Genomic DNA, 25,626 nt, shown 5'->3' with positions numbered 1-25,626 from the left:
GCGGAGCCCCCTCTGCGCGCGGCACCTCTCAGTCCATTACTTGCTGACGACAGCGTCTGTGACCGCTTTGCAACCGGATGTACACAGCGTGTGCCGGGTCAAACCCCGCAGGTAACATCGTCGTAACACGCCGCCCTTCGACACCGCTTTAACGGCACACCCACATGACACTGCAATCACTCCGCTTGTCGCCGCTGCCCGACCAGGCAACCGCGCCCGCAGCGCGCCTTCGGCTTCTGAACCTGCGCCCTGCCGCAGCAGCGCTCGCGGCCGTGCTGCTGCTCAGCGCCTGCGCCAGCACGCCTTTGCCGCCCTGGCCCTCCACGCCGGGCACGGTCACGGCGCAGCGGCCATCCGCGCCTGCACCGGCACCTGCGCCGGTAGCGCGTGTCCAGCGCGGCACCGTAGTCCCTGCACCGCTGGGCCAGGAGCGTCCGGGCGCAGTGGCCAGCCCACTGTCGCCGCCAACGGCCCTGGTGGCGCAGGACGAAGGCCCGATTGCAGCGGCCCCTTACAACGCCGCGGTGGCCGCGCGCTTCCCCGACCCGGCGATCTCGTACGACACGCCGGGCCTGGGGCGTGACCGCCGCGCCTTCACCACAAATGCCGAACTCGGCCAGTGGCTCCGCTCGCTTGCCGAAGCCGCCCCTTCCGGTGGCACGCGGACCCAGCTGGTCAATGCAGGCACCTCGCAGCGAGGCGAGCCCATCCTGGCCTTGGTGGCCACCCGTGCGGCCGCAACCGACGCTGTAACGCTCTCCAAAAGCGGGCGCCCTACGGTGCTGCTGATTGGCCAGCAGCATGGTGACGAACCCGCGGGCGGCGAAGCCTTGCTGGTCATCGCCCGCGAGCTGGCGCAGGGCCTGCTGGAGCCGCTGCTCGACCGCGTCAATGTGGTGGTGGTGCCGCGCGCGAACCCCGATGGCGCCACGGCAGGCACGCGCGTGACGGCCAACGGGGTCGACATGAACCGCGACCACCTTTTGCTGGGCACACCCGAGGCACGTGCACTGGCCAAGCTGGTCAACGACTACCAGCCCATACTGGTGGTGGACGCCCACGAGTACACGGCCGTGGGCCGCTATCTGCAGAAGTTCAACGCCATCCAGCGCTATGACGCGCTGCTGCAGTACGCCACCACGGCCAACTACCCCGAGTTTCTGACCAAGGCTTCGATGGAGTGGTACCACCAGCCCATGGTGGCAGCGCTCAAGGCGCAGGGGCTCACCAGCGACTGGTACTACACCACGTCCACCAACCCGCAGGACAAGCTCATCTCGATGGGCGGCACGCAACCGGACACCGGGCGCAACGTCAACGGGCTCAAGAACACGGTTAGCCTGCTCATCGAGACCCGTGGTGTGGGTCTGGGCCGCATGCACATCCAGCGGCGCGTGCACACCCAGGTGACGGCCATCACCAGCGCGCTGCGCAGCACGGCCGAGCGCGCGGCCAACCTGGAGCAGGTACGCTCGTTCGTGGTGCGAGACGTGAGCGCCATGGCCTGCCGCGACCAGGTCGTGGTGGAGGCCGAAGCCACACGCACCCAGCGCGACCTTGATTTTCTGGACCCCGAGACCGGCGCAGACCGCAGCCTGAAGGTGGACTGGAATTCATCGCTGACGTTGCGCCCGGTGAAGGTTCGCCCAAGGCCCTGCGGCTACTGGCTGTCGGCCTCTTCTGCCGGCGCGGTGGAGCGCCTGAAACTGCTGGGCGTGCAGGTGCTGCGCATTGCAGAGCAGGGTTCGCTGCTGGCCGACATCTACCGCGAAACATCGCGGGAAACGGCAGACCGTCAGGATGTGATTGGCAACATTGCGGGTGGCTCAGGCATTGTGCGGGTTCAGGTCACCCCCATGCGCAGCGCCATTGATGCCCCCCCTGGCAGCTACTACGTGCCGTTGAACCAGCCGCGCGCCCATCTGGCCGTGGCTGCGCTGGAACCCGACACGCAAAACAGCTACTTCGCCAACCGTCTCATCGCCGAACTGGACCACACGGCGCGCATCATGTCCACGCCTTCGCTGGTATTTGAAGAGACGGATTGAGATTCCGTGACGGCCGCGCTTGCGTAGGTTGAGGTACCGCTTTCAGGGCTGCCCTGCAGCGACTGCGGAGTGCGTGCTCTTGCCTTGAGCAAGCGCTCAGCACCCCGCAGCTGCATCCGGCCATCACCTCATATGCCAAGGCGATGCGTAACAAGCCACGGCGATGCGGCCGGCGGCCGCGGGTGGGTATCGACTGCGTGGCGCAAACGCACCGATGGTCTGAGCCTCGGCAAGCATTGCCAGGGCAGCAAACTCTCCGGAGCCCGGGCTGTGCCTCGCGCGAGGTACTGTTAAGGGGCACTCCAACCCCTCTCATCCGGTTGCACGGTTGGCAGGGGAGTCGCAAACCGCGTCGCATCGCGGGCGAGTTGGAGACACCCTGATTTGCTATTTTATTGATAGCAAAAATACCATACAAATCAAGCGCCAGCGGCCACTTTCACTCAAAATCGGCCCCTGTCGAGCAGTGGCGCAGGGGCTGAGCCCCCTGCCAGGCGCATCTCGGTCCGCTCCAGCACATGCCGAGACATCGACTGTGCGAGCGCCTCGTCGGCCAAAAACACTGCACTGCCCGTCTCCTGCGCAATGCGTTCGGCCTCGTCGGCACTGTGGCCACGCACCACGGTTTCGATGCGCGGGTTCAGCGCCTGCGCGGTGGCGATGATGGGCTGCACATTCACACCGGCGGGCGTGGTCACCACCAGCATCGCGGCCCGGGCAATGTGTGCCTGGATCAGCACAGCGGGGTCGGCCGCGTCCCCGAACACTGCAGCCATGCCCGCCTTGCGCAGCGCCTCCACCAGTTCGCGGTTCTGCTCGGCCACCACGAAGGGGATGTCGTTTGCAGACAGGGCCTGCGCCACGCGGCGCCCTACCCTGCCATAGCCCACCAGAACCACCTGCCGCGCAAGGTAGCGTGCGTCGGTGCTCATGGGCAACTCGGCCAGCGGATCGTCGCGCTGCTCCAGCCGCCGCGCCAGCGCCGACCGGGCGAGCAGCCACTTTTGCAGCGGCGCAATCGCGTGGAATAGCAGCGGGTTGATTGCCATGGAAATGAGTGCGCCAGCGAGGACCAGGCTGGCCGCCTCGGGCGGCAGCAGCCCGAGCGATGCACCGAGCCCGATCAGGATGAACGAAAACTCGCCAATCTGCGCCAGGCTGGCCGACACAGTAAGCGCGGTGTGCAGCGGGTAGCGGAACGCCAGCACCAGCGCCGCCGCGGCCAGCGTCTTGCCCACGATGATGATGGCCACCACCGCCAGTACCTGCAGCGGGCGCTCCCAGAGCACAGCGGGGTCGAACAGCATGCCGACCGAGACGAAGAAGAGCACCGCGAAGGCGTCCCGCAACGGCAGTGACTCTTGCGCTGCGCGGTGGCTGAACTCGGATTCGCGCATTACCATGCCCGCAAAGAAGGCCCCGAGCGCAAACGACACGCCAAACAGTGCCGCCGATCCGAACGCAATACCCACCGCAGCGGTGACCACGCACAAGGTAAACAGCTCGCGCGACCCGGTGCGCGCCACCTGCCACAGCATCCACGGGAAAAGCCGGCGGCCCACCACCATCATCAGCGCGACAAACCCTCCCACCTGCAGCAAAGTCCAGCCCAGCGCCTGCCAAAGCGCAGGACCGGCGCCTGCGGCACTGCCAGGCGCATTCCCAGTGGCAGTGGCGGCCGCTGTGGTTCCCTGCCCAACGCCAGGACCCAGCCAGGCAGCCAGCGGCGGCAACAACACCAGCACCAGCACCATCGCAAGGTCTTCCACCACCAGCCAGCCCACCGCGATCTTGCCGGTGTGGCTGTCCAGCACCCCCAGTGCCTCCAGCGCGCGCAGCAGCACCACCGTGCTGGCCACCGATAGCGCCAGGCCAAATACCAGCGCGCCGCCCGGTTCCCAGCCCCACCACAAGGCCACGCCCATGCCCATGGCCGTGGCCACGATCATCTGCACGACCGCGCCAGGAACAGCTATCTTGCGCACCGCCAGAAGATCGTCCCAGGAGAAGTGCAGCCCGACCCCGAACATCAGCAGCATCACTCCGATTTCGGCCAGCTGGCTTGCGATGGCGGCATCTGCAACAAAGCCGGGGGTGAAGGGGCCGAGCAGCACCCCGGCCAGCAGATAACCCACCAGTGCCGGCAGTCGCACGCGCACCGCCACAAAACCGAACACCAGGGCGAGGCCCAGTGCGGCAGCAATGGTTTCAATGAGCGAAACGGTGTGGGGCATGGATCAGGAGCGAAGCAAAACGTGGGCCGGGACTACACGCCAAGTCTTTATAACCGCAGAGCCTCCGTGGGCCGTGCCTACGGCCTGAGAACGCCCGTCAGAGCGTGGCAGGCAAGGTATGATCCGCAGCCAGCCGCAATACGCGTCACAGTAGCCGCCGGGCCACCCCCGCCGCGCCTCTTTTCTTCTGTCTGCCCGTAGCTCAACTGGATAGAGCAATAGCCTTCTAAGCTATAGGTCGGGGGTTCGAGTCCCTCCGGGCAGGCCACACTCCCACTCACATGCACCCCCGCTGCAGCTGGCAACGCAGGCTTTCAGCCGCGTGGTACCGGGGTCAAAGGGCGCAGGTACGGCTGGGTGTACTTCGCAACGCGATCACTGACCCAACCGGCCCACCGCACCCACACGCCGCGGCACATGCCTGCGTGATGCGCGTTCCTGCAAAACACACGGCCGAATGTGCTCCGTTCACGAGAGAAACTGTGTGGGAAAGGGGCAACGCAAGGAGCGGGGCAGCCCATCGAGCCTCACGCATCGCGGGCGGTAGCCAGCATCAAAGAGGCGAGCGCGCAGCCCATGCACGCCCCGGATACGTATCGAGCTTGATACTCCGACCGAGTCGTGAAAGTAACCAAGCATCGCGACACTAAGACCATGGCCCAAAAACAAAAGCGCCCCACGAATGGGGCGCTTTTTTATCTGGGGTGGCTGATGGGGCTCGAACCCACGACAACAGGAATCACAATCCTGGACTCTACCAACTGAGCTACAGCCACCGTAGCTTTGTATTATAGCCCGGGTTTTTCACCCCGGAAGGAAACCGTTCACTTTTCTGTCGCAGCCTGTGCCACGGCATCGGGTCGAGGCGCCTTGATCTGCACCTTGAAGCGCTGCTTGAGCAGCTCGTAATAAGCAAGCCCTTCCACAGTGGTCAGCCACTGCACATACTGCTGGCGTTCTTGCAGCGCACGCTGCGCATCGGGAGCCTGGCGGGGAGTCACGCGGTTGACCTTGACCACAGCGTAGCCTTCGCTGCCAAGATCCACGCCCACCCAAGCGGGCAGCACATCCGTGGGGCTGCGCAGGGCGGCGTCAATCAGGGGACGCGGCAGGTTTTGTGGCTGTTCACGCGAGACTTCAAGCGTTGCGCCCAAACCCGTCGCACTGGCCGGGGTTGCCTTCCACGCAGCCAGCTTGGCCTCGCCTTCCTTGCGCGCCATCTCGGCGGACTTCTCGGCAACGAAAAGAGTGCGCACGCGGGCACGCACTTCCTCCAGGGGCAGGGTCTTGGCGGGTGTATAGGTCACCACCCGACCGGCCACCAGCTGGCTGGGCCCCACTTCGACCGCTTCGGTATTGCGCTTGTTGTCCAGCGAGTCGGTCGAAAAAAGCGCTTCGATGAACTTGGCATTGGCCAGAGGGCCCTGCGCTCCTGGCACCGGTGTGCGGGTAACCCCGTTTGCGGTCTGCAGCTTGAGCTTGAGCTTCTCGGCTACAGGCTTGAGGCTGTCGGCCTGCTCGTACACGCTGTTCGAGAAAACCTCGGCCACTTCTGCAAACTTGCGCTGGGCCTGCTGCTGCTTGAGCTCGGCTTCCAGCGTGGGCCGCAACTCCTCGAACGTCGGTTGACGCGGTGTCTTGATGTCCGTGAGCTGAATGATGTGGTAGCCGAAATCGGTCTCCACAACGTCGCTGATCTCACCCTTCTTCATGCCGAAGGCTGCAGTCTCGAAAGGCTTGACCATGGCACCGCGGGCGAAGAAACCCAGGTCACCGCCGGTGGCGGCAGAGCCGGTGTCATCCGAAGATTTTTTGGCGACTTCGCCAAAGCTTGAGGGCGCCTTGCGAACCTGCTCCAGCAGTTCGGTCGCACGGGCCTTGGCCTTTTCTCGGTCGGCAGCGGAGGCATCCTTGGACGCGTTCACCAGGATGTGGCTGGCACGGCGCTCTTCCTTGCCGGCCATGCGGTCCAGGTTTTCCTTGTAGTAGCTGCGCAGGTCGTCTTCGTTCAGGGTGAGGCCCGCGCGCACGGCGTCCAGGTCCAGCATGACGTACTCGATGGCTGCCTGCTCCAGTTGCTGAAACTGGGCCGGATTCGCCTTGTAGTAGGCCTCCAGGTCGGCGTCTGTGGGCGTGATCTTGCCGGCAAAATCCTGGGCCTTGAAGAGCACCACCTGCAGGTCACGGCGCTCGTAAAGAGGGTCCAGCGCCACCTTGACCTGGGCGTCGGTGCCGAAGGTCGTACCAATCACACTGCCCATCACCTGGCTGACCGAGATATCCCGGCGAACGTTGGCCTCAAAGCCCTCGGGGGTCAGGCCCTGGCTTGCCACCAGGGCGCGATAAGCCTCGGCATCCAGTGTGCCGTCGGCACGGCGCAGGCCGGCGATGGCAGGAATCTCCTGCAGGCTGCGCGCAAGGCGTGCATCGCTGGTGACCAGGTGCATGTCCTTGACGGCAGCAGCGAGGACCCGGTCACGGACCATGCGCTCCAGCGTGGCATACCGTGCTTGCGGCGAATCGAGCAGACGGGGATCCATGCCGGGCGACTGCGCACGCAGGCGGTCGCTCTCGACGCGATGGGCGTTGTCCCACTCGGCCTGCTTGATGTCGGTTCCGTCAACGCGGGCCACCACCGGGCTCTTTTCCGTGAAGTAGTTGGAATCGATGCCCACCAGCACAAAAGAAGGAATGATCAGCAAGAACAATAAGATCATCACGATCCTGGAGTGCTTGCGGATGGCTTCAAACATGGTCGATCTTTCAGAGGACAAAAAAACAAAAGGCGAACATGTGTTCGCCTTTGTCCGGTGATGGTGGGTCCTGACGGTCTCGAACCGCCGACCTACTCCGTGTAAAGGAGCCGCTCTACCAACTGAGCTAAGGACCCCACCTAAACTTTGCTTGTCAGTTCAAGGCGTCTTTGAGAGCCTTGCCAGGACGGAACTTCGGAACTTTAGCAGCTTTGATTTTAATCGTGGCGCCGGTGCGGGGATTGCGCCCGGTGCGCGCAGCGCGCTTGCCCACTGCAAAAGTGCCGAAACCGACGAGCGAGACGGTACCGCCCTTCTTCAGGGTCTTCTTGACGGCCTCGATCGTGGATTCCAGGGCACGCGCGGCGGCAGCCTTGGAGATGTCGGCGTTGGTAGCGATGTGCTCGATCAGTTCGGTTTTGTTCACAAGAGGCCTCTCGGGAAAGAGTTGATGATTGTCTCGGGGAAATCTGGTCTTCACACGTCAAACGCCCGGCCTTGCAAGCCGGGGATATCTGGACGGGGGAATGACTGGCGTACACAGCAGTGGCTGCTGCATCAGATTAAAGCCATCGAGTTTCCGGGTGTCAATACAACACGCTGTTTCGCGGCAGCGTTCGGCGTGAATTCTAGTCGCATTTCAAGGCGCGACGGGGCATGCAAGGCCGTTATGTCTCATACACGCTGTATGGGCAGCATTCCGTATTGACAGCACAGGCCTGGCGCGGCCTAGCGCCCTACTCTACCCAGTCAGATGGCGCTGGCGATGGCGCGCCCCACGTCTTCGGTGCGCGCGTTGCCGCCCAGGTCAGCTGTGCGGGGCCCGCCGCTCAACGGATCAAGCACTGTTTCGATGGCGGCAAGCACCGCATCGTGCGCCGCGCGGTAGCCCAGAAAGTCCAGCATCATCGCACCGCACCAGATCTGGCCGATGGGGTTGGCGATGCCCTTGCCCGCAATGTCCGGAGCCGAACCGTGCACCGGCTCGAACAGCGACGGCATGGTGCGCGAAGGGTTCAGATTGGCGCTGGGCGCAATACCAATGGTGCCGGTGCAGGCCGGGCCCAGGTCTGACAGGATGTCGCCAAACAGGTTACTGGCCACCACCACATCAAAGAAGTCAGGGCGCTGCACAAAGTGCGCCGTGAGGATGTCGATGTGGAACTTGTCCACGCGCACATCCGGGTAGGACTTCGCTATCTCGGCCACGCGCTCGTCCCAGTAGGGCATGGTGATAGCGATACCGTTGGATTTGGTGGCGCTCGTGAGGTGCTTTTTGGGGCGCGACTGCGCCAGCTCGAACGCAAATTTGAGCACGCGGTCCACACCATGCCGGGACATCACTGTCTCCTGCATCACGATCTCGCGCGGGGTGCCCTCGAACATGCGGCCGCCGATGCTGGAGTACTCGCCCTCGGTGTTCTCGCGCACAATCATCATGTCGATCTCGCCGGGCAGGCGGGGGCTGCCATCGCGACGCACCACGGGTGCGATCACTCCGGGCATCAGGCGCGCGGGGCGCAGGTTGACGTACTGGTCGAACTCGCGGCGAAACAGCAGCAGCGAGCCCCACAGCGAGACATGGTCGGCGATCTTCTCGGGCCAGCCCACGGCGCCGAAGTAGATGGCCTCGTGCCCGCCGATCTGGTCCTTCCAGTTGTCGGGCAGCATCTTGCCGTGCTTCTCGTAGTAGTCCCAGCTGGAAAAGTCGAAATAGTCGAACTGCAGGTCGATGCCGAAACGGCGCGCTGCGGCGTCCATGGCGCGCAGGCCTTCGGGCATGACTTCCTTGCCGATGCCGTCGCCGGCCACTACGGCGATGCGGTGCTTGGCCATCACGTTGCTCCTGAAATAATAGCTACCAGTGCATATAAATCAAGCGCTGGCAGCCGAAAAGGCTTGAAAACGCTTATTTGACGCGTGCACGGATCTCCGGCAGCGCCTTCTGCAGGTAATAGACCATCGACCACACCGTGAGCACGGCCGATGCCCAGATCAGCCAGGTGCCCCACACGCCCGTGTCGATCATGCCCAGCAGGTGGCCGTCGTACAACAAGAAGGGGATGGCCACCATCTGCACCGTGGTCTTGACCTTGCCGATCATGTGCACGGCCACGCTCTTGCTAGCGCCGATCTGGGCCATCCATTCGCGCAGGGCCGAAATCGCGATCTCGCGGCCGATGATGATGAGGGCCACGAACACATCCGCGCGCTGCAGGTGCACCAGCACCAGCAATGACGCACACACCAGGAACTTGTCGGCCACGGGGTCGAGGAAGGCACCGAAGGACGAGGTCTGGTTGAGCTTGCGCGCCAGATAGCCATCGAGCCAGTCGGTGGCGGCAAACACCACAAACATGGCGGTGGCAATCAGGTTGCGCATCGCGGGGTCAATGGGTGCGTAGAACACCCCCACGATCAAGGGTATCGCGACGATGCGCGTCCAGGTCATCAGGGTGGGGATAGTCCAGAACATGGCGGCGATTGTGTCACGTCAGGTGTGCGGGTCGGCGCATGTGCGGCGTGGGGTCTCTGCGCCATCGGGATGGGGTGGCATGGCGCGCCGCGACGGCGGCGGAATATGCCCGCGCTACCGGGCAACGCAAGCGCTGCCGCGCCTCTCGATCAGCGCAGTGCCCGGTAGATTTCTTCGGCCAGCTCGCGTGAAATGCCGTCCACCGTGGCCAGGTCTTCGATGCTGGCCGAGGCCACGCCGCGCACCCCACCAAAGCGTTGCAGCAGACGTGCACGCTTCTTGGGGCCCACGCCCGCGATCTCTTCCAGCTGCCCGCCACCCACGCGCACCTTGGCGCGCGCGGCACGCATGCCGGTGATGGCAAACCGGTGGGCCTCGTCGCGGATTTGCGCCACCAGCATCAGCGCGGCCGAGTCCTTGCCCAGGTACACCTTCTCGCGGCCATCGGCAAACACCAGCTCCTCCAGACCGACCTTACGGCCCTCACCCTTTTCCACGCCCACGATGCGCGTGAGGTCCAGGCCCAGCGCGGTGAACACCTCTCGCGCCACGCTGACCTGGCCCTTGCCGCCGTCGATCAGCACCAGGTCGGGCAGGCGCGCCACGCCCTTGGGCTTGACGGCCTCTTCGCCGCCCGGCGCAGGGTTGGCGGCAAAGTCGATGCCACCGGCCTCGCGTGCGGCCTCGGCCACCTTGCTGTAACGGCGCGTGAGCACCTGGCGCATGGCAGCGTAGTCGTCGCCGCCGGTGATGCCTTCAATCTTGTACCGGCGGTACTCGCTGCTCTGCATCTTGTGGTGGTGGAACACCACGCACGAAGCCTGCGTGGATTCGCCCGACGTGTGCGAGATGTCAAAACACTCGATGGTGAGCAGGTCCAGTTCGTCTGGCGGCAGGTCCAGCGCCTCGGCCAGGGCACGCGTGCGGGCCTGCTGCGAGCCTTCCTCGGCCAGCAGCCGGGCCAGCTGCAGGTCGGCGTTCTTTTGCGCCATGTCGAGCCAGGCGCGGCGCTGCTCACGCGGCTGATGCACGGCGTTCACCCGCACACCGCACTGCTCGCCCAGCGCCTCCAGCAAGGCCTTGTCCACCGGCTCGCTGGTGACCAGCACCGGCGGCACCGGCACGCCGATGTAGTGCTGGGCGATAAATGCTTCGAGCACCTGCGCCTCCACCGGCTTTTTGGGCCGTGGCTTGACCGGCGCGGCAGGGCTGCGCTCGGTGCCGCCATCGACGGCCTCCGCAACATCGTCCGTGGCTCCATCGGCCACTACAGACACCATCGCGCCCTGCTCTTCCTCTTCCTCGAAGATGGCGGCGGCATCTTCCACATGCACGGGGAAGTACGGCCGGTCGCCCAGGTGCCGCCCGCCACGCACCATGGCCAGGTTCACGCAGGCGCGGCCGCCCTGCACGCGCACGGCCAGCACGTCCACATCCTTGTCGTCCGCAATCTCGATGGACTGCTGGTGCAGCACGCGCGACAGCGCCTGGATCTGGTTGCGCACATCGGCGGCCTGCTCGAACTCCAAGCGATCGGAGTGCGCCATCATGCGCACCTCCATGGCGCGCAGCACCTCCTGCGTCTCACCGCGCAGCAGGGCCTCGGCGTGCTGCACATCGGCTGCATAGGCCTCGGGCGAGATCAGGTCCACGCACGGGCCGGTGCAGCGCTTGATCTGAAACAGAAGGCAGGGCCGCGTGCGGTTCGAAAACACGGTGTCTTCGCAGGTGCGCAGGCGAAACACCTTCTGCAGCAGCTGGATGGTTTCCTTGACCGCCCACGCGCTCGGGTATGGCCCGAAGTAGCGGTGCTTCTTGTCCACCGCGCCGCGGTAGTAGGCCATGCGCGGAAACATCTGGCCCGGCGCATCGCCCGCAGCGCCCGCGGTGCCGGTGATCTTGAGGTAGGGGTAGCTCTTGTCGTCCCGGAACAGGATGTTGAACTTGGGGTTCAGCGTCTTGATCAGGTTGTTTTCGAGCAGCAGTGCCTCGGCCTCGGAGCGCACCACCGTGGTCTCCAGCCGCACGATCTTGCTGACCATGTGGCCGATGCGGGTGCCGCCATGGTTCTTGGTGAAGTAGCTCGACACACGCCGCTTGAGGTGCCGGGCCTTGCCCACGTAGAGCAGGCCGCCCTGCGCGTCGAAATAGCGGTATACCCCCGGCAGCGGCGGCAGCGCGGCCACCTGCGCCAGGAGTTCTTCGGAATGCACATCAGACATGCGCATATTGTGGCTGCGCTGCAAAGCCCCGAGGGTCACCGCGCCGCGCAATGGCCTCGGACGCTTGGGAGCACACCCACCCCTTTCGCTACTATTTCGATAGCAATAGGTGCAATCAATACGTGCACTGCAGGCTCAAAAGGCTCTCAATCCGCCTCAATCTTCGATGTCTTGACCACCGTGGCCCAGTTGGCCAGGTCGGCCTTCACCTTGTCGGCCAGTTGCGCCGGGGTCTGGTAGTCGGCCGTGGCGCCCTGCTCCTGCGCCTTTTGCTGGAAGGCCGGGTTCTGCACCACCGCACGGATGTCGGCCGTGAGCTTGTCGACCAGCGCCTTGGGCACGGCCGCCGGTGCAAACACGGCAAACCACGACGTGGCATCGACCCGGGGGTAGCCCGCCTCGGCCGTGGTGGGCACATCGGGCAGGCTGGGCAGGCGCTGCTTGCCGGTCACGGCCAGCACGCGCAGCTTGCCACTGGCAATGTGCGGCATGAAGGGTGGCGCCGTCCCGAAGGTCAGGTCCACCTGGCCGCCCAGCAGGTCCTGCAACGCGGGGCCGGTGCCCTTGTAGGGCACATGCACCATCTTGATGGCGCCCTGCTGCTCCAGCATGGCGCCCGTCACATGCTGCAGCGAGCCATTGCCCGACGACGCGTAGTTGAGCTTGCCGGGGTTGGCCTTGGCATAGGTGATGAGTTCGGGCAGCGTCTTCACGGGCAGGTCGGACCGCACCACGATGATCTGGGGGGCCGAGATAACGTTGGCCACGGGCTGGAAGTCGCCCTGTTCCCACTGCTTTTGCTTGGTGATGTGGGGCGAGATGACGTGATAGCCCGAGTACTGCATGAGCAGCGTGTAGCCATCGGCCTCGGCGCGCTTGACGGCCGCGGCAGCAATGTTGCCGTTGCCGCCGCCCTTGTTGTCCACCACCACCGTCTGGCCCAGCACGGGGCCCAGCGCCTGTGCCAGCATGCGGGCAGACAGGTCGGTGGTGCCACCGGCGGCAGTAGGGACCACCATGGTGACGGGCTTGACGGGGTAGCCCGCCTGCGCCCAGGCGCCGCCGAAAGCCGTGGCGCCCAGCGCCGCGAGGGCGAGGATGGTGAAGTGTCTGCGCTGCAGGGTCATGGGTTGTCTCCGCTTGTTGTTGGTTGTGTAGAACAAATGTCTTCCGTGGGGTGCGCTCGGCGCCAGTCAGTCCACCGTCGCGCCGGTCTCCTTCACCACGCGGCTCCACTTGGGCAGGTCGGCCTGCACCAGGGCTGCCAGCTGCGCCGCCGTGCCCTTGAAGGGCTCGCAGCCCACGGTGGCCAGCTTGTCCACCACGTCCTTGTGCTCCAGCGCGCGCGCCACCTCGGCCTGCAGCTGCGCCACGATGGCCGCGGGCGTGCCGGCCGGTGCAAACAGCGCATACCAGGGCGCCTGGCCAAAGCCCTTGAGGGTCTCGCCAATGGTTGGCGCATCGGGCAGCGCAGCCACGCGCTGTTCATTGACCACGCCCAGCACCTTGAGCTTGCCCGCCTTGATGAACGCAATGGCCGACGGCAGGCTCTGCACCGACAGCGGCACCTGCCCGCCCACCACATCGGTGGCCGCTGCGGCCGAGCCCTTGTAGGGGATGTGCTGCAGCTGGATGCCTGCGGCCTTTTGCAGCATCTCGCCGATCAGGTGGTTCAGCGTGCCATTGCCGGCCGAGGCGATCGAATACTTGCCGGGGCTGGCCTTGGCCAGCGCCACCAGTTCGGCCACGTTGTTGCCCGGGAAGGACGGATGCGCCACCAGCACATAGCCCGCCGTAGCGACCGGCGCCACCGGTGCGAAGTCCTTCACCGGGTCAAAGCCGGGGTTCTTGTACAGCGCCGGGCCGATCACATGGGCGCTGTCGGCCGTCAGCAGCAGCGTGTAGCCGTCATTGCGGGCACGTGCTGTCGTCCCTGTGGCCAGCGTTCCACCGGCACCGGGCCGGTTCTCGACGATCACGCTCTGCCCCAGTTGCTCGCCCAACTTTTGCGCCAGCACGCGGGCGATGGCGTCGTTGGCGCCGCCGGCTGCCTGGGGCACCACCAGAGTGATGGGCTTGGAGGGGTACTTGTCCTGCGCGCCTGCCGCAAGGGCAGCAGAGCACAGCACTGCGGCCGTAAAAAACCGGCGAGATAGCGGGGTGGTGTAGATCATGGCTGTTGTCTCCTGTCGTTATGGAAAATGCTGGTTCGCCCGCACTCAGCGGGCTAGCGCGCGCTCACGGATCGCCCTGAAGTCGTCGGGCACCGCGTGCAGTACCAGGCGCGGACCCGCCTTGGCGATCTGACTCGGGATGTCGTGGCCGATGAGCGCTGGCAGGCGCTGGGCCGCAGCGATCAGCTGCGCAAGATGTACGCCGGTGTCGTAACCCATCAGCGCCAGCGCATGCACCACCTCTTCGCTGCACACGTTGCCGCTGGCGCCCGGCGCATACGGGCAGCCCCCCAGGCCGCCCAGCGATGCGTCGAACCGGTCTGCGCCAGCGTCAATGGCAGCCAGCACATTGGCCAGCCCCATGCCGCGTGTGTTGTGGAAATGCAGGGTGAACTCCACGCCAGGCCAGCGCGCACGGGCGACTGCGGTGACCTGGCGCACCTGCGTGGGGTAGGCCATGCCGGTGGTGTCGCACAGCGTGATGGCGCGCACGCCCAGGTCTGCAAAGCGCTGCACCCAGCCCAGTACATCGGCCTCTGGCACGTCACCTTCAAAGGGACAGCCAAACACGCACGATAGCGATACGTTGACCGCCACGCCCGCGCCCTGCGCCAGCGCCACCACCTGGGCCAGCGCAGCAAAGGATTGCTCCTGCGTCATGCGCAGGTTGGCCAGGTTGTGCGTGGCGCTTACCGACATGACGAGGTTGAGCTCATCCGTGCGCGACTCGATGGCACGTTCAGCACCGCGCAGGTTGGGCACCAGGGCGGAGTACACCGCCCCCGGGCGGCGCGTGATTTCGCGCATCACGATCTCGGCGTCGCGCAGCGCCGGGATGGCGGTGGGCGATGTGAACGAGGTCACCTCGATCTTTGCCAGGCCTGCATCGGAGAGTGCATTACACAGCGCAATCTTGTCGGCCGTGGGCACAAACGCCTTTTCCATCTGCAGGCCATCGCGCAGGCCGACCTCCTGCATGTGGATGCGGCGCCCGGCGCCCTGCCATATCGACATGTTGGGTGCGCTCACTGGATCACCCCCTTGCTGCGCAGCAGCGCAATCTGCTCTGCCGTCAAGCCCGCCTCGGCCAGCACCGCATCGGTGTCGTCGCCCAGGTGCGGCGCGCTGCTGCGGATGGTGCCGGGCGTGGCCGAGAGCTTGGGCACGATGCCGGGCACTTCCACGCTGTAGCCGTCGCGCGTCTGCTGGGTCAGCAGCATGTCGCGGGCGCGGTAGTGCGGGTCTTCGGCAATGTCCTTGGCGGTGTAGACCTTGCCAGCGGGCACGCGGGCGGCGCCCAATGCATCCAGCACCTGCTGCACGCTGCGCTGCGCGCTCCAGGCGCCGATGGCTGCGTCGATCTCTTCCACACGCGCCACGCGACCGGTGTTGCTGGCCAGGTCCGGAGCCGAGGCCAGATCGGACCGCCCGATCGCTTCCATCAGCCGCTTGAAGATGCTGTCGCCATTGCCAGCCACCAGCACCCAGCCATCCGTGCACGGGTAGGCGTTGGATGGCGCAATGCCCGGCAGCGCACTGCCCGCGGCCTCGCGTACGGCGCCGAAAGCGCTGTATTCGGGGATCAGGCTTTCCATCACGTTGAACACGGCCTCGTGCAGCGCCACATCAATCACCTGGCCCAGCCCGCCGTTGACCTTGCGGTGGTACAGCGCCGTGAGCACGCCGATGGTGCCGTGCAGCGCCGCCAGTGTGTCGCCAATCGACACACCTACACGCACCGGCACGCGGCCGGGCTCGCCCGTCAGGTGCCGCAGGCCGCCCATGGCCTCGCCGATGGCACCAAAGCCGGGCAGGTCGCGGTACGGGCCCGTCTGGCCATAGCCTGAAATGCGCAGCATCACGAGCCCCGGGTTGAGCGCGTGCAACTCCTCGGGCGACATGCCCCAGCCTTCCAGCGTGCCAGGGCGGAAGTTCTCGACCAGCACATCGGCCTCGGCAATCAGGCGGCGCGCGATGTCCTGGCCCTCTTTCTGGCGCAAGTCCAGCGCCACCGAGCGCTTGTTGCGCGACTGCACTTGCCACCACACTGATGTGCCTTCCTTGATGAGGCGCCAGTTGCGCAGCGGGTCGCCAGTCTCGGGGGCTTCGATCTTGATCACGTCGGCGCCAAACTCGCCCAGCGTCTTGCCGCAAAAGGGCCCGGCAATGAGCTGGCCCATTTCGATGACGCGCACACCATGCAAGGCTGCGGGGGAAGCGATGGAATCCATGGAAATGTGTGTCTCCTGAAAGCTGGAAACCCTGGCGGGCGTGCCGAATGATGCGCACACTCAGCCGGGCCGCAAAACGCTGATGCAACAAGCCGCCATCGCAAACCGGCATGGCACGCCAGCGGCTTGCTACCATCAAGCCCCCATGAAACTCGATCCCGTCTCCTTGCGCCTGTTCGTGGCCGTGATGGAGGAATCCACTATCGCCGCTGCTGCCGCGCGCGAACACCTGGCAGCATCGGCCGTCAGCCGCCGTCTGGCCGACCTGGAAGATGCGCTGCGCGTGGCCCTGTTCACGCGCAGCAACAAGGGCACCGAGCCCACCGCAGCGGCGTTTGCGCTGCTCAACATGGCGCGCGGCGTGCTCAACGACCTGGACGGCATCGCATCGCAGATGCGCGAGTACGGCACCGGCGTGCGCGGGCATGTGCGCGTGGTGGCCAACATCTCTGCCATCACGCAGTTTTTGCCGGTGCAGCTGCAAAGCTTCATGGCACTGCACCCCAAGGTGCAGGTGCAGCTGCAGGAGCAAGTGAGCACCGCCATTGCCCAGTCGGTGGCCGAAAACGCGGCCGACATCGGCATCCTGAACCAGGGCCAGTACGGCGAGCGCGTCACGCTGCTGCCCTACCGCAGCGATGAACTGGTGCTGGTGGTGCCGGCAGCCCACCCGCTGGCACGCCGCAAGGCGGTGCGCCTGGCAGAGGCGCTGCCTTACGACTTTGTGGGGGCCCACCCCAACAGCGCCATCAACAGCCAGCTCACTCGCGCGGCATCCGAAGCCGGGCTGCCGCTGCGCCTGCGCATGCAGGTCACCAGCTATGACGCGATGTGCCTGATGGTGAACGCGGGCCTCGGCGTGGGCGTGATGCCGCGGGGCAGCGCCGGGCTGTACCTGGGCACGCTGGCGGTTCGCACCGTCACGTTGAAGGAGCCCTGGGCGCACCGGCAACTGTCGCTGTGCGTGCGCTCGGAGGAATCGCTGTCGAGCGTTGCGCGGCTGCTGGTGGACCACCTTCGCCATCCTGCCGACCTGCCCGCCAACGAACCCGCAGCCCAGCACAGCCGGGCCCAACCATGAACGAGCCCGACACGTCCGGCCTGCCAGACACTCCCCTGCAATGGGATGTGTTCTGCCAGGTCATCGACAACTTTGGCGACATCGGCGTGTGCTGGCGCTTTGCCGCCGACCTGGCCGCGCGCGGGCAACGGGTGCGGCTGTGGGTGGATGACGCATCGGCCCTCGCCTGGATGGCCCCCGCGGGTTGCGAGGGTGTCGATGTGCGGCCATGGCATGGCGCCTTGCCCGGGGCCGATGACCCGCAGCCCGAGGTGATCGTGGAGGCCTTTGGCTGCGAGATCCGTGCGGACTTCATTGCGTACGCGGCGGCCCGGGCCCAGGCTACCGGCGTTCGGCCCGTCTGGATCAATCTGGAATACCTGTCGGCAGAAAGTTATGTGGAGCGCACCCACGGCCTGCCATCCCCGGTAATGTCCGGCCCCGCTGCCGGTTGGACGCGCTGGTTTTTCTACCCCGGCTTCACACGGCATACCGGCGGGCTGCTGCGCGAGGCCGACCTGATGCAAATGCGAGCCGCCTTTGACGCAATGGCCTGGCGGGCACGTCACCTTGACGATTGCGAGGCCGGCGGCCTGGCGGCACCGCCCCAGTGCTGGATGTCGCTGTTCTGCTACGAGCCGGCGGCCCTGCCCGGCTGGCTGCAGCAGCTGCAAGTAGGCCCCCTGCGCACCCATCTCCTGGTGACCCCGGGGCGAGCCCAGGCCGCCGTGCAGGCTGCGCTGGGCCAGAATCTGGACGAAAATGACCTGCAGCGCACGTTGCATAAGCACGGGCAGCTATCAATTTCATACCTCGCGCCGCGCCCGCAGGCGGCTTTTGATGAGTTGCTGTGGGCGTCAGACCTGAACGCCGTGCGCGGCGAGGACTCGCTGGTGCGGGCGCTCTGGGCTGGGCAGGCGCTGGTCTGGCACATCTACCCGCAGCACGACAATGCCCACCATGCCAAGCTGCACGCGTTCATGGACTGGCTGCAGGCCCCGCCAAGCCTGCGCCGGTTCCACGACACCTGGAACGGCCTGGACCACCGGCCGCTGGTGCTGCCCGATGCCGACACGCTGGCCGAGTGGACGGTGTGCGTGCGCGCGGCACGGCAGCGGCTGCTGACGCAGGACAACCTCACCACGCAAATCCTGGGGTTTGTGGCCGAAAAACGGTAAAATCCGAGGCTTTGCGCAAAACAGGCGCTGCACACCCGTGCCCAGCCTTGCGCACTTTTGCCGCAGAACATGCATTGGCACGGCGCGCCTTCTGAGCCCCAGAAGGCATCCGGCCCGCGCGTTGAGCGGCCCCAACCCAAGCAACCTGCTATGAAAATCGCTCAAGAAATCCGCGCCGGCAACGTCATCATGCACGGCAAGGACCCCATGGTGGTCCTCAAGACCGAATACGCCCGCGGCGGCCGCGGTGCAGCCACCGTGCGCATGAAGCTCAAGAGCCTGATCGGCAACTTCGGCACCGAAGTCGTGTTCAAGGCCGATGACAAGATCGACAACGTGATCCTGGACAAGAAGGAGTGCACTTACTCCTACTTCGCCGACCCCATGTACGTGTGCATGGACACCGAGTACAACCAGTACGAAGTGGAAGCCGAAAACATGGGCGACTCGCTGAACTACCTGGAAGACGGCATGACCGTGGAGGTGGTGTTCTATGACGGCAAGGCCATCTCGGTCGAACTGCCCACCAGCGTCGAGCGCGAAATCACCTGGACGGAACCCGCCGTCAAGGGCGACACCTCCGGCAAGGTCCTGAAGCCCGCCAAGATCGCCACCGGCTTTGAAGTGCCCGTGCCCCTGTTCGTGAGCCAGGGCGACAAGATCGAAATCGACACCCGCACCGGCGAATACCGCAAGCGCGTGTAAACCGGCTGGCAGTGCCCGCCCCCTCCTGCGGGCGCACCATCAAAAAAGGCTTCCTTCGGGAAGCCTTTTTTGATGGTTTCGGGCGCAAGCCCAGAAGAATCAACCACCAGATGCTATATTTTACATAGCACCTGGAGATCTTCAGATCGGCTGCGCAATCAGGTCGTGCCCTTGCACGCCCAAAATGCGCGCCCGCGTGAATTCGCCGACCTTCATGGTCTTGCTGATCTTTTCGGGCGGCAGCAGCTGCACGGTGCCGTCGATCTCGGGTGCATCGGCATACGTGCGGCCCACGCCGCCCTTGCGGCCCATGGCGGGCGCGTGGTCTACCAGCACCTGCATGGTGGCGCCCACGCGGCGCTGCAGCTTGGCAATCGACACTTCCTCGGCCACGGCCATGAAGCGCGCGCGGCGCTCTTCGCGCACTTCCATCGGCAACATGCCGGGCAGCTCGTTGGCAGCCGCGCCGGTCACATCGCTGTAGGCAAAACAGCCCGCGCGGTCGATCTGCGCTTCGCGCACAAAGTCCAGCAGGTGCTGGAACTCTTCTTCTGTCTCGCCAGGGAAGCCCGCAATGAAGGTACTGCGGATCACGATCTCGGGGCAGGCCTCGCGCCAGCGCTGGATGCGTTCCAGGTTGCGCTCGCCGCTGGCGGGGCGCTTCATGCGCTTGAGCACATCGGGATGGCTGTGCTGGAAGGGCACATCCAGGTACGGCAGCACGCGGCCGGTGGCCATGAGGGGGATGACCTCGTCCACGCTGGGGTACGGGTACACGTAGTGCAGCCGCACCCAGGCGCCGTAGGGCTCGGCGATTTCGCCCAGCGTCTGCACCAGCTCCAGCATGCGCGTCTTGACGGGCTTGCCATCCCAGAAACCGGTGCGGTACTTCACGTCCACTCCGTAAGCCGAGGTGTCCTGACTGATGACCAGCAGTTCCTTCACGCCGCCTTCAAACAGGGCTTTGGCCTCGCTCAGCACATCGCCCACGGGGCGCGACACCAGGTCGCCGCGCATCGACGGAATGATGCAGAACGTGCAACGGTGGTTGCAGCCTTCACTGATCTTGAGGTACGCGTAGTGCTTGGGCGTCAGCTTGATGCCTGCCACGCCAAAGCTGCCGGGCACCAGGTCGATGAAGGGGTCGTGCGGCTTGGGCAGGTTCAGGTGAACGGCGTCCATCACTTCCTGCGTGGCGTGGGGCCCCGTCACGGCCAGCACGCTGGGGTGCATCTTGCGCACCATGTTGCTGCCATCGTCGCCCGTGCGTGCGCCCAGGCAGCCGGTGACGATCACCTTGCCGTTTTCGGCCAGCGCTTCACCAATGGTGTCCAGGCTTTCCTTGACGGCGTCATCGATGAAGCCGCAGGTGTTGACGATGACCAGATCCGCGCCTTCAAAGGTCTTGGACGTCTCGTATCCCTCGGCGCTCAGCTGCGTGAGGATGAGTTCGGAATCCGTCAGGGCCTTGGGGCAGCCCAGGCTGACGAATCCGACTTTGGGTGTTTTGGTGGGGGCAAGTGCTTCGCTCATATCCCCGTATTGTCCCAGTTCCGGGTTGGGCGGCGTGACCTTGCCGGTTCACCGCAAGGTTTATGGCGCACAAGCGATCGAAACCGACGCCGCGGACAGCCCAAAGATCTATCGCTTCAACCCGAAGGCACCCAGCATCTGCTCGGTCTGCTTTTGCATCTGCTCCTGCATCTGCGTCAGCACCGACTGCGACTGTTCAACGTAATTGCCCATCATGCCCTTGAGCATGGGCGACTGCAGGTTCATGAACTGGGCCCACATCTCGGGCGTCACGCTTTGCGACTGCTCGGCCAGCTTGGTCTGGATGTCGGTGAAAGCCTGCACGTTCTTTTCGAGATACGCCCCCATGAAGCTCTGCATCGCGTGGCCATAGAAGCGGATGATGTTGGCCAGCACCGCCTCGGTGAACATCGGGGCGCCACCGGCCTCCTCTTCGAGAATGATCTGCAGCAGGATGCTGCGCGTGAGGTCTTCGCCGGTCTTGGCATCACGCACGACCACCACCTGGTGGTCCATGACCAGCTGGCGTACTTCAGCCAGCGTGATGTAGGTTGAGGTGTCCGTGTCGTACAGGCGGCGGTTGGGGTACTTCTTGATCACACGCTGTGCTGGCTTTGCGCCAGCGGTGCTTTGCTTGTCGGACACAACGAAACTCCCGGGGGACATGGCCCCATCTATTGCAGTGCAGCAGATTCTAGGAGGCCCACACCGTCGCACCGGGAAAGGATAACCCTAGGTCGCGGCAAGCCCCCCCCTTAGCGGGGGCCCGGACGTGCCCTTTTGGCGACGTTGGCTTACAAAGCGGGCGCCGCTCGGATTTCGACAATGGGCTTTCGATCCAAAGGTACCGTGTGTATGCCCAATCCCAAATCCGCCGAAATCAATGAAGCCGAGCGGCGCATCGGCAACGTGCTGGCCGAGCTTGAAACCCAGACAGGATCCGACGTAAAAGACATCTCACTTGAAGAGCTGGTGGACACAGACCCGGCAACCGGCCAGCCCGCGGTGCACAAGGGGGTGGAAATCAAGGTCACGCCGCGGCCGCAGACGCGCTGGGTGCGCTGACGCGCCTTGCGTTGCCGTCTTTGGGCCAGCCAGAGGCCAGCGCCGGCGCGCATTGAAGTTGCAATTGCAGTGGCTGCGATCGACAGCCTGCCGGGGGTGGTGGAAGCCGCGTTCTACAGCGAAAACCATGGTCTCGCGCCATCCAATCGGCTCGAGGCCAGCGGGCTCAGTAGCCCATCTTGAAGTAAGCCAACACGACCACAGCCAGCACAGAAACGGCTGCCGCGAACCAGAACACACGGATGTCGTACATGCCGAGTTCCGGGTCGGTGTCAAAGAACGTAGGGCGCGATGCGGGTGCCTGAGCCGGTGTTTCCATGGTGTATCCCTTGCGAGTTGGAGTTACGAAGGTAGCTCCTCACCCTGCCCTGCCCGTGTCAGACAACCGCCCATCCCCAGGACTGAAAACCCGCCCTCTGTGTACCGCCCGTCGGCACGGCTGGTTGAAAGATGCTGCAGCAGAAACAAAAAAGCCGCCCTGTGGGGCGGCTTCTGCGTCAAGCCACGCGGGCTTGGAGGGTGACCATCGTTTTGCAAGATCTGAATGCTGGTTTCATTCAGACAAAACGTGGTAGGCGCGATTGGACTCGAACCAACGACCCCCACCATGTCAAGGTGGTGCTCTAACCAGCTGAGCTACGCGCCTGTCGTTGTTTAGACCACTATTATAGCCATAAAAATAGCGCGATCCGGAAAGTCGGCTTCAATCGGGCCGCCGAGCCGAACCTCTGCATGGCCAACATACAGCCTGTTGTCAGCGGCGGCGCGCCGACCGCACCCCCTGCACGCCTGCCACGATCGACAGCACCTTGTTCAGGCGCCCCGAATCCGCGACTTCGACGGTGAAGGTCATCCACGCCGTACCTTTGACGGACTGCGTCTGAACGCCGATCACATTGGTCTTCTCGCGCGCAAAGACCTCCGAGATATCGCGCAGCAGGCCCTGCCGGTCGGCGGCCTCCACGGCCACATCCACGGGGTACACGGCTGCTGTGGCGGCGCGCTTGGGCGCGCCCCATTCGACGTCGATCACGCGTTCGATGCTTCTGGCGGCCATCTCGCGGAAATTGCTGCAGTCGGAGCGGTGCACGCTGACGCCCTTTCCGCGGGTGATGAAGCCGCGTATGTCATCGGGCGGTGCGGGCTTGCAGCACTTGGCCAGCTGCGTCATCAAAGAGTCGATGCCCACCACCAGCACACCGCCCTTGGGCCCGTTGTCCTTGGTGCGCGTCTTCTTGAGCAGCAGGTAGTCGTCAGGTTGCATGACGGGCTCGGGCGGGCGCAGCACCGTCTCGATGTTGCGCAGCGAAAACTCGTCCTTGCCCACCACCTCAAACAGGCCATCGGCCGACTTGAAACCCAGTTGCACCGCCAGGTCGTCGAGCTTGACGGCCGTCTTGCCCTCGCGCTGGAGCAGCTTTTCGACCGCTTCGCGCCCCCGCGCCACTGTCTCGTGCGTGGCCTGCGCGTTGAACCAGGCGCGCACCTTGGCCTTGGCTCGGTTGCTGGTCAGGTAGCCCAGCTCGGCGTTGAGCCAGTCGCGCGAGGGCCGCCCTTCCTTGACCGTGCTGATCTCCACCGTCTGCCCGTTTTGCAGCGGAGTGTTCAGCGGCACCATGGCGCCGTCCACCTTGGCGCCGCGGCACCGGTGCCCCAGGCTGGTGTGCACGGAGTAGGCAAAGTCAACCGGCGTCGCCCCCTGCGGCAGCTCCACCACCGCCGCGTCGGGTGTCAGCACATAGATGCGGTCTTCGAACAGGCCACCGTTGGGCACCGCACCTGACAGATCGCGCTCCCACGCCAGCAGCTGGCGCAGCACGGCAATCTTGGCGTCGTATTCACCCGTGGCCGACACGCCCGCATAGCCCTTGCTGCCGGCCTCCTTGTAGGCCCAGTGCGCTGCCACGCCGTGTTCGGCATGCTCGTGCATGGCCTGCGTGCGGATCTGGATCTCGATGGGCTTGCCCTGGTCGTCGCGCACGATGGTGTGCAGCGACTGGTAGCCGTTGGGCTTGGGTTTGGCGATGTAGTCGTCAAACTCCTCAACGATGGGTTTGAACTGCTCGTGCACCCAGCTCAGGGCGGCGTAGCAGTCCTTGACCGATGGCACGACCACGCGCAGCGCGCGGATGTCGAACACCTGGTCGAAATTGAGCGACTTGCCCCGCATCTTCTTGACGATGCTGTAGATGTGCTTGGGCCGACCCTGCACCGTGGCACTGATGCTGCGCCCGCGCAGTTCGCTCTCCAGCCGCCCGCGCAGCTGCTCCATGTAGACCTCGCGCTCGCCACGCTTTTCATCCAGCAGGCGGGCCACTTCCTTGTAGGTGTCGGGCTCCAGGAAGCGGAACGACAGGTCTTCCAGCTCCCACTTCATCTGCCAGATGCCCAGGCGGTTGGCCAGTGGCGCAAACACCTGCAGCGACTCGCGCGCCAGGTTGGGCGACACCGGCCGCTTGCTGGCCGCATGAAAGCGCAGGGTCTGCAGGCGCGACGCCAGCCGCAGCATCACCACGCGCAAATCGCGCGAGAACGCCAGCAGCATCTTGCGCACGTTCTCGGTCTGCAAGGCGGCGTCGTCCACCTGCTGGGCACCGCGCGCCTGGAGCTGCACGCGCATGAGCTTGGTGGTCTCCACGGCCAGCGCGGCAAAGTTCGCGCCAAAGGCCTTGGAGATGACTTCTTCGGGCTTGTTCAGGTGCACACAGGCATGCACCAGGTAGCTGGCCGCCTGCATGGCTTCAGAGCCGCCGATACCCCGCAGGATGGCAGCCACAGCGTCAGCATGCGCCAGCGTGTTTTCGCCCGAATCCAGCATCTCACCCACCAGCAACGGCTCGGCAAAGGCACGCGCACGCGCCAGGGCATTGACCTGCTCAGGCAAGGACTGCGACGTAGCCGCGATGAGTTGCGGGACCGCTTCGCCAGCAACCGACAGCGTGGCCTGTGCGGGAGGATTCGTCTTCATGCGGCAGCAACACCTTCCTCGGCCAACAGAAAATCAGCGACTGCCTGCACCTGGTCTGCGGCGACCAGCGTGGGGGCATGGCCCACGCCTTCAAACTCGACCAGTGTGGCCCGCGGCCCGCGGGCTGACATGGCCTGTGCGGTCTGGCGCGAGAGCAGATCCGACTGCGCGCCGCGCAGCAACAGCGTGCGCGCGGCAATGTGGTCATAGAGCTGCCACAGAGTGGCCTCGCCAGCCGCCGCCGCTTCCTGCGTGAGACCCTTGAACGGCACTGCGATGGCGGGGTCGTAGTGCAGCGTGCAACCACCGCCCGCAGGCAGCTCGCGCACCATTGCGCGCGAAAGCTCCAGCCACTGCTGCGGCGTATGCGGGCCAAAGCTGGTGGAGATGGCCCACATGGCATCTGCCGCCTGCTGCAGCGACGCAAACTGCACCGGCTGGCCCAGGTACAGGCCAATGCGCTGCAGCGCCTCCCATTGGATGACCGGGCCCACATCATTGAGCACCAAGCGGCGCACGGGCACGGGCAACGGAAGGCCCGCCTGCCCGGCCACCGCCATGCCGATCAGCCCGCCCATGCTGGTGCCCACCCAGTCCAGGGTCTGTAGCGGCGTGGTGTGGTGCAGCTGCGCCAGCAACGCCAGCATGTCGGCCGCATATTGCGGGATCTGGTAGCCCGCAGGGTCGGCCAGCCAGTCGCTCTGGCCACGGCCCACCACATCGGGGCAGATCACGCGCATGTGCGTGCTCAGCGCCCGCGCCAGGGTGTCGAAATCGCGCCCCTGCCGTGACAGGCCATGCACACAGACCACCACATGCGGATGGGCAGGGTTGCCCGTGGCATTCCACTCCCAGTAGGCCATGCGGTGCAGGCCTTCCGGCACAGGCGCGCGGCCCGGTTGCACGGGCGCGGCGGCATTGCCGGGGCACAGTACGTAGTTCAGCGTAGGTTCATTCATGGGGGCGAGATCCGGGAGCA

The 25,626-nt window shown here is 65.1% G+C and carries 20 protein-coding genes and 4 tRNA genes; 6 read left to right on the top strand and 18 right to left on the bottom strand.

Going from position 1 to position 25,626, the window contains the following annotated elements; genetic code table 11:
• Window positions 1-164 precede the first annotated feature (164 nt).
• On the top strand, window positions 165-2,048 hold the full coding sequence (locus ACTPOI_RS18235; protein WP_440111321.1) for a M14 family metallopeptidase: 1,884 nt from the start codon (window positions 165-167) through the stop codon (window positions 2,046-2,048).
• Between the two features lie 443 nt (window positions 2,049-2,491).
• Here the strand turns inward: ACTPOI_RS18235 and ACTPOI_RS18230 are convergent, their stop codons facing one another.
• Window positions 2,492-4,282, bottom strand: a complete 1,791-nt coding sequence (locus ACTPOI_RS18230) for a cation:proton antiporter domain-containing protein (RefSeq protein ID WP_440111319.1) — start codon at window positions 4,280-4,282, stop codon at window positions 2,492-2,494.
• 191 nt (window positions 4,283-4,473) lie between these two features.
• Between ACTPOI_RS18230 and ACTPOI_RS18225 the strand changes: the two genes are divergently transcribed.
• Window positions 4,474-4,550 (top strand) — tRNA-Arg (locus tag ACTPOI_RS18225).
• A 432-nt stretch (window positions 4,551-4,982) separates the two neighbouring features.
• Here ACTPOI_RS18225 and ACTPOI_RS18220 read toward each other — a convergent pair.
• The 11 genes from ACTPOI_RS18220 to ACTPOI_RS18170 all read right to left on the bottom strand — a co-directional run bounded on the left by ACTPOI_RS18220 (window position 4,983) and on the right by ACTPOI_RS18170 (window position 16,138).
• Window positions 4,983-5,058: transfer RNA gene (locus ACTPOI_RS18220), tRNA-His, on the bottom strand.
• Between the two features lie 48 nt (window positions 5,059-5,106).
• Entirely contained in the window at window positions 5,107-7,035 is a 1,929-nt protein-coding gene (locus tag ACTPOI_RS18215) for a SurA N-terminal domain-containing protein (protein ID WP_440111317.1), read from the bottom strand.
• A gap of 61 nt (window positions 7,036-7,096) precedes the next feature.
• Window positions 7,097-7,172 (bottom strand) — tRNA-Val (locus ACTPOI_RS18210).
• 17 nt (window positions 7,173-7,189) lie between these two features.
• The gene (locus ACTPOI_RS18205) at window positions 7,190-7,462 is read right to left on the bottom strand and encodes an HU family DNA-binding protein (protein ID WP_008906675.1); all 273 of its coding nucleotides are present in this window, start codon (window positions 7,460-7,462) and stop codon (window positions 7,190-7,192) included.
• A 323-nt stretch (window positions 7,463-7,785) separates the two neighbouring features.
• Window positions 7,786-8,871, bottom strand: a complete 1,086-nt coding sequence (locus ACTPOI_RS18200) for a tartrate dehydrogenase (protein WP_440111314.1) — start codon at window positions 8,869-8,871, stop codon at window positions 7,786-7,788.
• 73 nt (window positions 8,872-8,944) lie between these two features.
• Complete coding sequence (gene pgsA, locus ACTPOI_RS18195) at window positions 8,945-9,511, bottom strand: CDP-diacylglycerol--glycerol-3-phosphate 3-phosphatidyltransferase (protein ID WP_069106224.1); 567 nt, start codon at window positions 9,509-9,511, stop codon at window positions 8,945-8,947.
• A gap of 149 nt (window positions 9,512-9,660) precedes the next feature.
• The gene (gene uvrC, locus ACTPOI_RS18190; RefSeq protein WP_440111312.1) at window positions 9,661-11,733 is read right to left on the bottom strand and encodes an excinuclease ABC subunit UvrC; all 2,073 of its coding nucleotides are present in this window, start codon (window positions 11,731-11,733) and stop codon (window positions 9,661-9,663) included.
• Between the two features lie 146 nt (window positions 11,734-11,879).
• A complete protein-coding gene (locus ACTPOI_RS18185) occupies window positions 11,880-12,860 on the bottom strand; it encodes a Bug family tripartite tricarboxylate transporter substrate binding protein (RefSeq protein WP_440111310.1) in 981 nt (326 codons plus the stop codon).
• A gap of 66 nt (window positions 12,861-12,926) precedes the next feature.
• Complete coding sequence (locus ACTPOI_RS18180) at window positions 12,927-13,907, bottom strand: Bug family tripartite tricarboxylate transporter substrate binding protein (RefSeq protein WP_440111308.1); 981 nt, start codon at window positions 13,905-13,907, stop codon at window positions 12,927-12,929.
• Window positions 13,908-13,952: 45 nt separating this feature from the next.
• The gene (locus ACTPOI_RS18175) at window positions 13,953-14,921 is read right to left on the bottom strand and encodes a hydroxymethylglutaryl-CoA lyase (RefSeq protein WP_440112672.1); all 969 of its coding nucleotides are present in this window, start codon (window positions 14,919-14,921) and stop codon (window positions 13,953-13,955) included.
• Window positions 14,922-14,932: 11 nt separating this feature from the next.
• Complete coding sequence (locus tag ACTPOI_RS18170) at window positions 14,933-16,138, bottom strand: CaiB/BaiF CoA transferase family protein (RefSeq protein ID WP_440111306.1); 1,206 nt, start codon at window positions 16,136-16,138, stop codon at window positions 14,933-14,935.
• Between the two features lie 145 nt (window positions 16,139-16,283).
• On the opposite strand from ACTPOI_RS18170, the gene ACTPOI_RS18165 reads away from it, so the two are divergent.
• From ACTPOI_RS18165 to efp, 3 genes are all read left to right on the top strand, one after another.
• A complete protein-coding gene (locus ACTPOI_RS18165) occupies window positions 16,284-17,219 on the top strand; it encodes a LysR substrate-binding domain-containing protein (RefSeq protein ID WP_440111304.1) in 936 nt (311 codons plus the stop codon).
• Window positions 17,216-18,376: an elongation factor P maturation arginine rhamnosyltransferase EarP gene (earP, locus tag ACTPOI_RS18160; RefSeq protein WP_440111302.1), complete on the top strand. Its 1,161-nt coding sequence runs from the start codon at window positions 17,216-17,218 to the stop codon at window positions 18,374-18,376. The genes ACTPOI_RS18165 and earP overlap by 4 nt, the downstream gene beginning before the upstream one ends.
• Window positions 18,377-18,526: 150 nt before the next feature.
• The gene (gene efp, locus ACTPOI_RS18155) at window positions 18,527-19,081 is read left to right on the top strand and encodes an elongation factor P (RefSeq protein ID WP_056642658.1); all 555 of its coding nucleotides are present in this window, start codon (window positions 18,527-18,529) and stop codon (window positions 19,079-19,081) included.
• A gap of 141 nt (window positions 19,082-19,222) precedes the next feature.
• On the opposite strand, the gene rimO is transcribed toward efp, so the two are convergent.
• Window positions 19,223-20,614, bottom strand: coding sequence for a 30S ribosomal protein S12 methylthiotransferase RimO (gene rimO, locus ACTPOI_RS18150; protein WP_440111299.1), 1,392 nt, complete (start codon window positions 20,612-20,614; stop codon window positions 19,223-19,225).
• Between the two features lie 108 nt (window positions 20,615-20,722).
• Window positions 20,723-21,280: a polyhydroxyalkanoate synthesis repressor PhaR gene (gene phaR, locus ACTPOI_RS18145; protein WP_440111297.1), complete on the bottom strand. Its 558-nt coding sequence runs from the start codon at window positions 21,278-21,280 to the stop codon at window positions 20,723-20,725.
• A 189-nt stretch (window positions 21,281-21,469) separates the two neighbouring features.
• Here phaR and ACTPOI_RS18140 point away from each other — a divergent pair, with 189 nt between their 5' ends.
• Window positions 21,470-21,679 (top strand): hypothetical protein, encoded by a 210-nt coding sequence (locus ACTPOI_RS18140; RefSeq protein ID WP_440111295.1) that lies wholly within the window; start codon window positions 21,470-21,472, stop codon window positions 21,677-21,679.
• A gap of 166 nt (window positions 21,680-21,845) precedes the next feature.
• Here ACTPOI_RS18140 and ACTPOI_RS18135 read toward each other — a convergent pair whose 3' ends face one another.
• From ACTPOI_RS18135 to ACTPOI_RS18120, 4 genes are all read right to left on the bottom strand, one after another.
• Window positions 21,846-21,998 carry a hypothetical protein gene (locus ACTPOI_RS18135; RefSeq protein WP_440111293.1) on the bottom strand — a complete coding sequence of 51 codons (153 nt, stop codon included), beginning with the start codon at window positions 21,996-21,998 and terminating at the stop codon, window positions 21,846-21,848.
• A 250-nt stretch (window positions 21,999-22,248) separates the two neighbouring features.
• Window positions 22,249-22,325: transfer RNA gene (locus ACTPOI_RS18130), tRNA-Val, on the bottom strand.
• Between the two features lie 108 nt (window positions 22,326-22,433).
• Window positions 22,434-24,647, bottom strand: a complete 2,214-nt coding sequence (locus tag ACTPOI_RS18125) for a RelA/SpoT family protein (protein ID WP_440111291.1) — start codon at window positions 24,645-24,647, stop codon at window positions 22,434-22,436.
• On the bottom strand, window positions 24,644-25,606 hold the full coding sequence (locus ACTPOI_RS18120) for an alpha/beta fold hydrolase (protein WP_440111289.1): 963 nt from the start codon (window positions 25,604-25,606) through the stop codon (window positions 24,644-24,646). The genes ACTPOI_RS18125 and ACTPOI_RS18120 overlap by 4 nt, the downstream gene beginning before the upstream one ends.
• Window positions 25,607-25,626 lie beyond the last annotated feature (20 nt).

It is taken from the genome of Acidovorax sp. BL-A-41-H1, assembly GCF_051942715.1.
This window is presented reverse-complemented; position numbering and strand designations above follow the sequence as displayed.

Bases quoted from the DNA above. Each gene is read 5' to 3' on its own strand.
- ACTPOI_RS18185 (WP_440111310.1), bottom strand. From the start codon at position 12,860: ATGACCCTGCAGCGCAGACACTTCACCATCCTCGCCCTCGCGGCGCTG.
- ACTPOI_RS18140 (WP_440111295.1), top strand. From the start codon at position 21,470: ATGCCCAATCCCAAATCCGCCGAAATCAATGAAGCCGAGCGGCGCATC.
- ACTPOI_RS18120 (WP_440111289.1), bottom strand. From the start codon at position 25,606: ATGAATGAACCTACGCTGAACTACGTACTGTGCCCCGGCAATGCCGCC.
- earP (WP_440111302.1), top strand. From the start codon at position 17,216: ATGAACGAGCCCGACACGTCCGGCCTGCCAGACACTCCCCTGCAATGG.
- ACTPOI_RS18200 (WP_440111314.1), bottom strand. From the start codon at position 8,871: ATGGCCAAGCACCGCATCGCCGTAGTGGCCGGCGACGGCATCGGCAAG.
- ACTPOI_RS18180 (WP_440111308.1), bottom strand. From the start codon at position 13,907: ATGATCTACACCACCCCGCTATCTCGCCGGTTTTTTACGGCCGCAGTG.
- ACTPOI_RS18125 (WP_440111291.1), bottom strand. From the start codon at position 24,647: ATGAAGACGAATCCTCCCGCACAGGCCACGCTGTCGGTTGCTGGCGAA.
- phaR (WP_440111297.1), bottom strand. From the start codon at position 21,280: ATGTCCCCCGGGAGTTTCGTTGTGTCCGACAAGCAAAGCACCGCTGGC.
- ACTPOI_RS18175 (WP_440112672.1), bottom strand. From the start codon at position 14,921: ATGTCGATATGGCAGGGCGCCGGGCGCCGCATCCACATGCAGGAGGTC.
- ACTPOI_RS18165 (WP_440111304.1), top strand. From the start codon at position 16,284: ATGAAACTCGATCCCGTCTCCTTGCGCCTGTTCGTGGCCGTGATGGAG.
- uvrC (WP_440111312.1), bottom strand. From the start codon at position 11,733: ATGTCTGATGTGCATTCCGAAGAACTCCTGGCGCAGGTGGCCGCGCTG.
- efp (WP_056642658.1), top strand. From the start codon at position 18,527: ATGAAAATCGCTCAAGAAATCCGCGCCGGCAACGTCATCATGCACGGC.
- pgsA (WP_069106224.1), bottom strand. From the start codon at position 9,511: ATGTTCTGGACTATCCCCACCCTGATGACCTGGACGCGCATCGTCGCG.
- ACTPOI_RS18135 (WP_440111293.1), bottom strand. From the start codon at position 21,998: ATGGAAACACCGGCTCAGGCACCCGCATCGCGCCCTACGTTCTTTGAC.
- ACTPOI_RS18170 (WP_440111306.1), bottom strand. From the start codon at position 16,138: ATGGATTCCATCGCTTCCCCCGCAGCCTTGCATGGTGTGCGCGTCATC.
- ACTPOI_RS18235 (WP_440111321.1), top strand. From the start codon at position 165: ATGACACTGCAATCACTCCGCTTGTCGCCGCTGCCCGACCAGGCAACC.
- ACTPOI_RS18215 (WP_440111317.1), bottom strand. From the start codon at position 7,035: ATGTTTGAAGCCATCCGCAAGCACTCCAGGATCGTGATGATCTTATTG.
- rimO (WP_440111299.1), bottom strand. From the start codon at position 20,614: ATGAGCGAAGCACTTGCCCCCACCAAAACACCCAAAGTCGGATTCGTC.
- ACTPOI_RS18230 (WP_440111319.1), bottom strand. From the start codon at position 4,282: ATGCCCCACACCGTTTCGCTCATTGAAACCATTGCTGCCGCACTGGGC.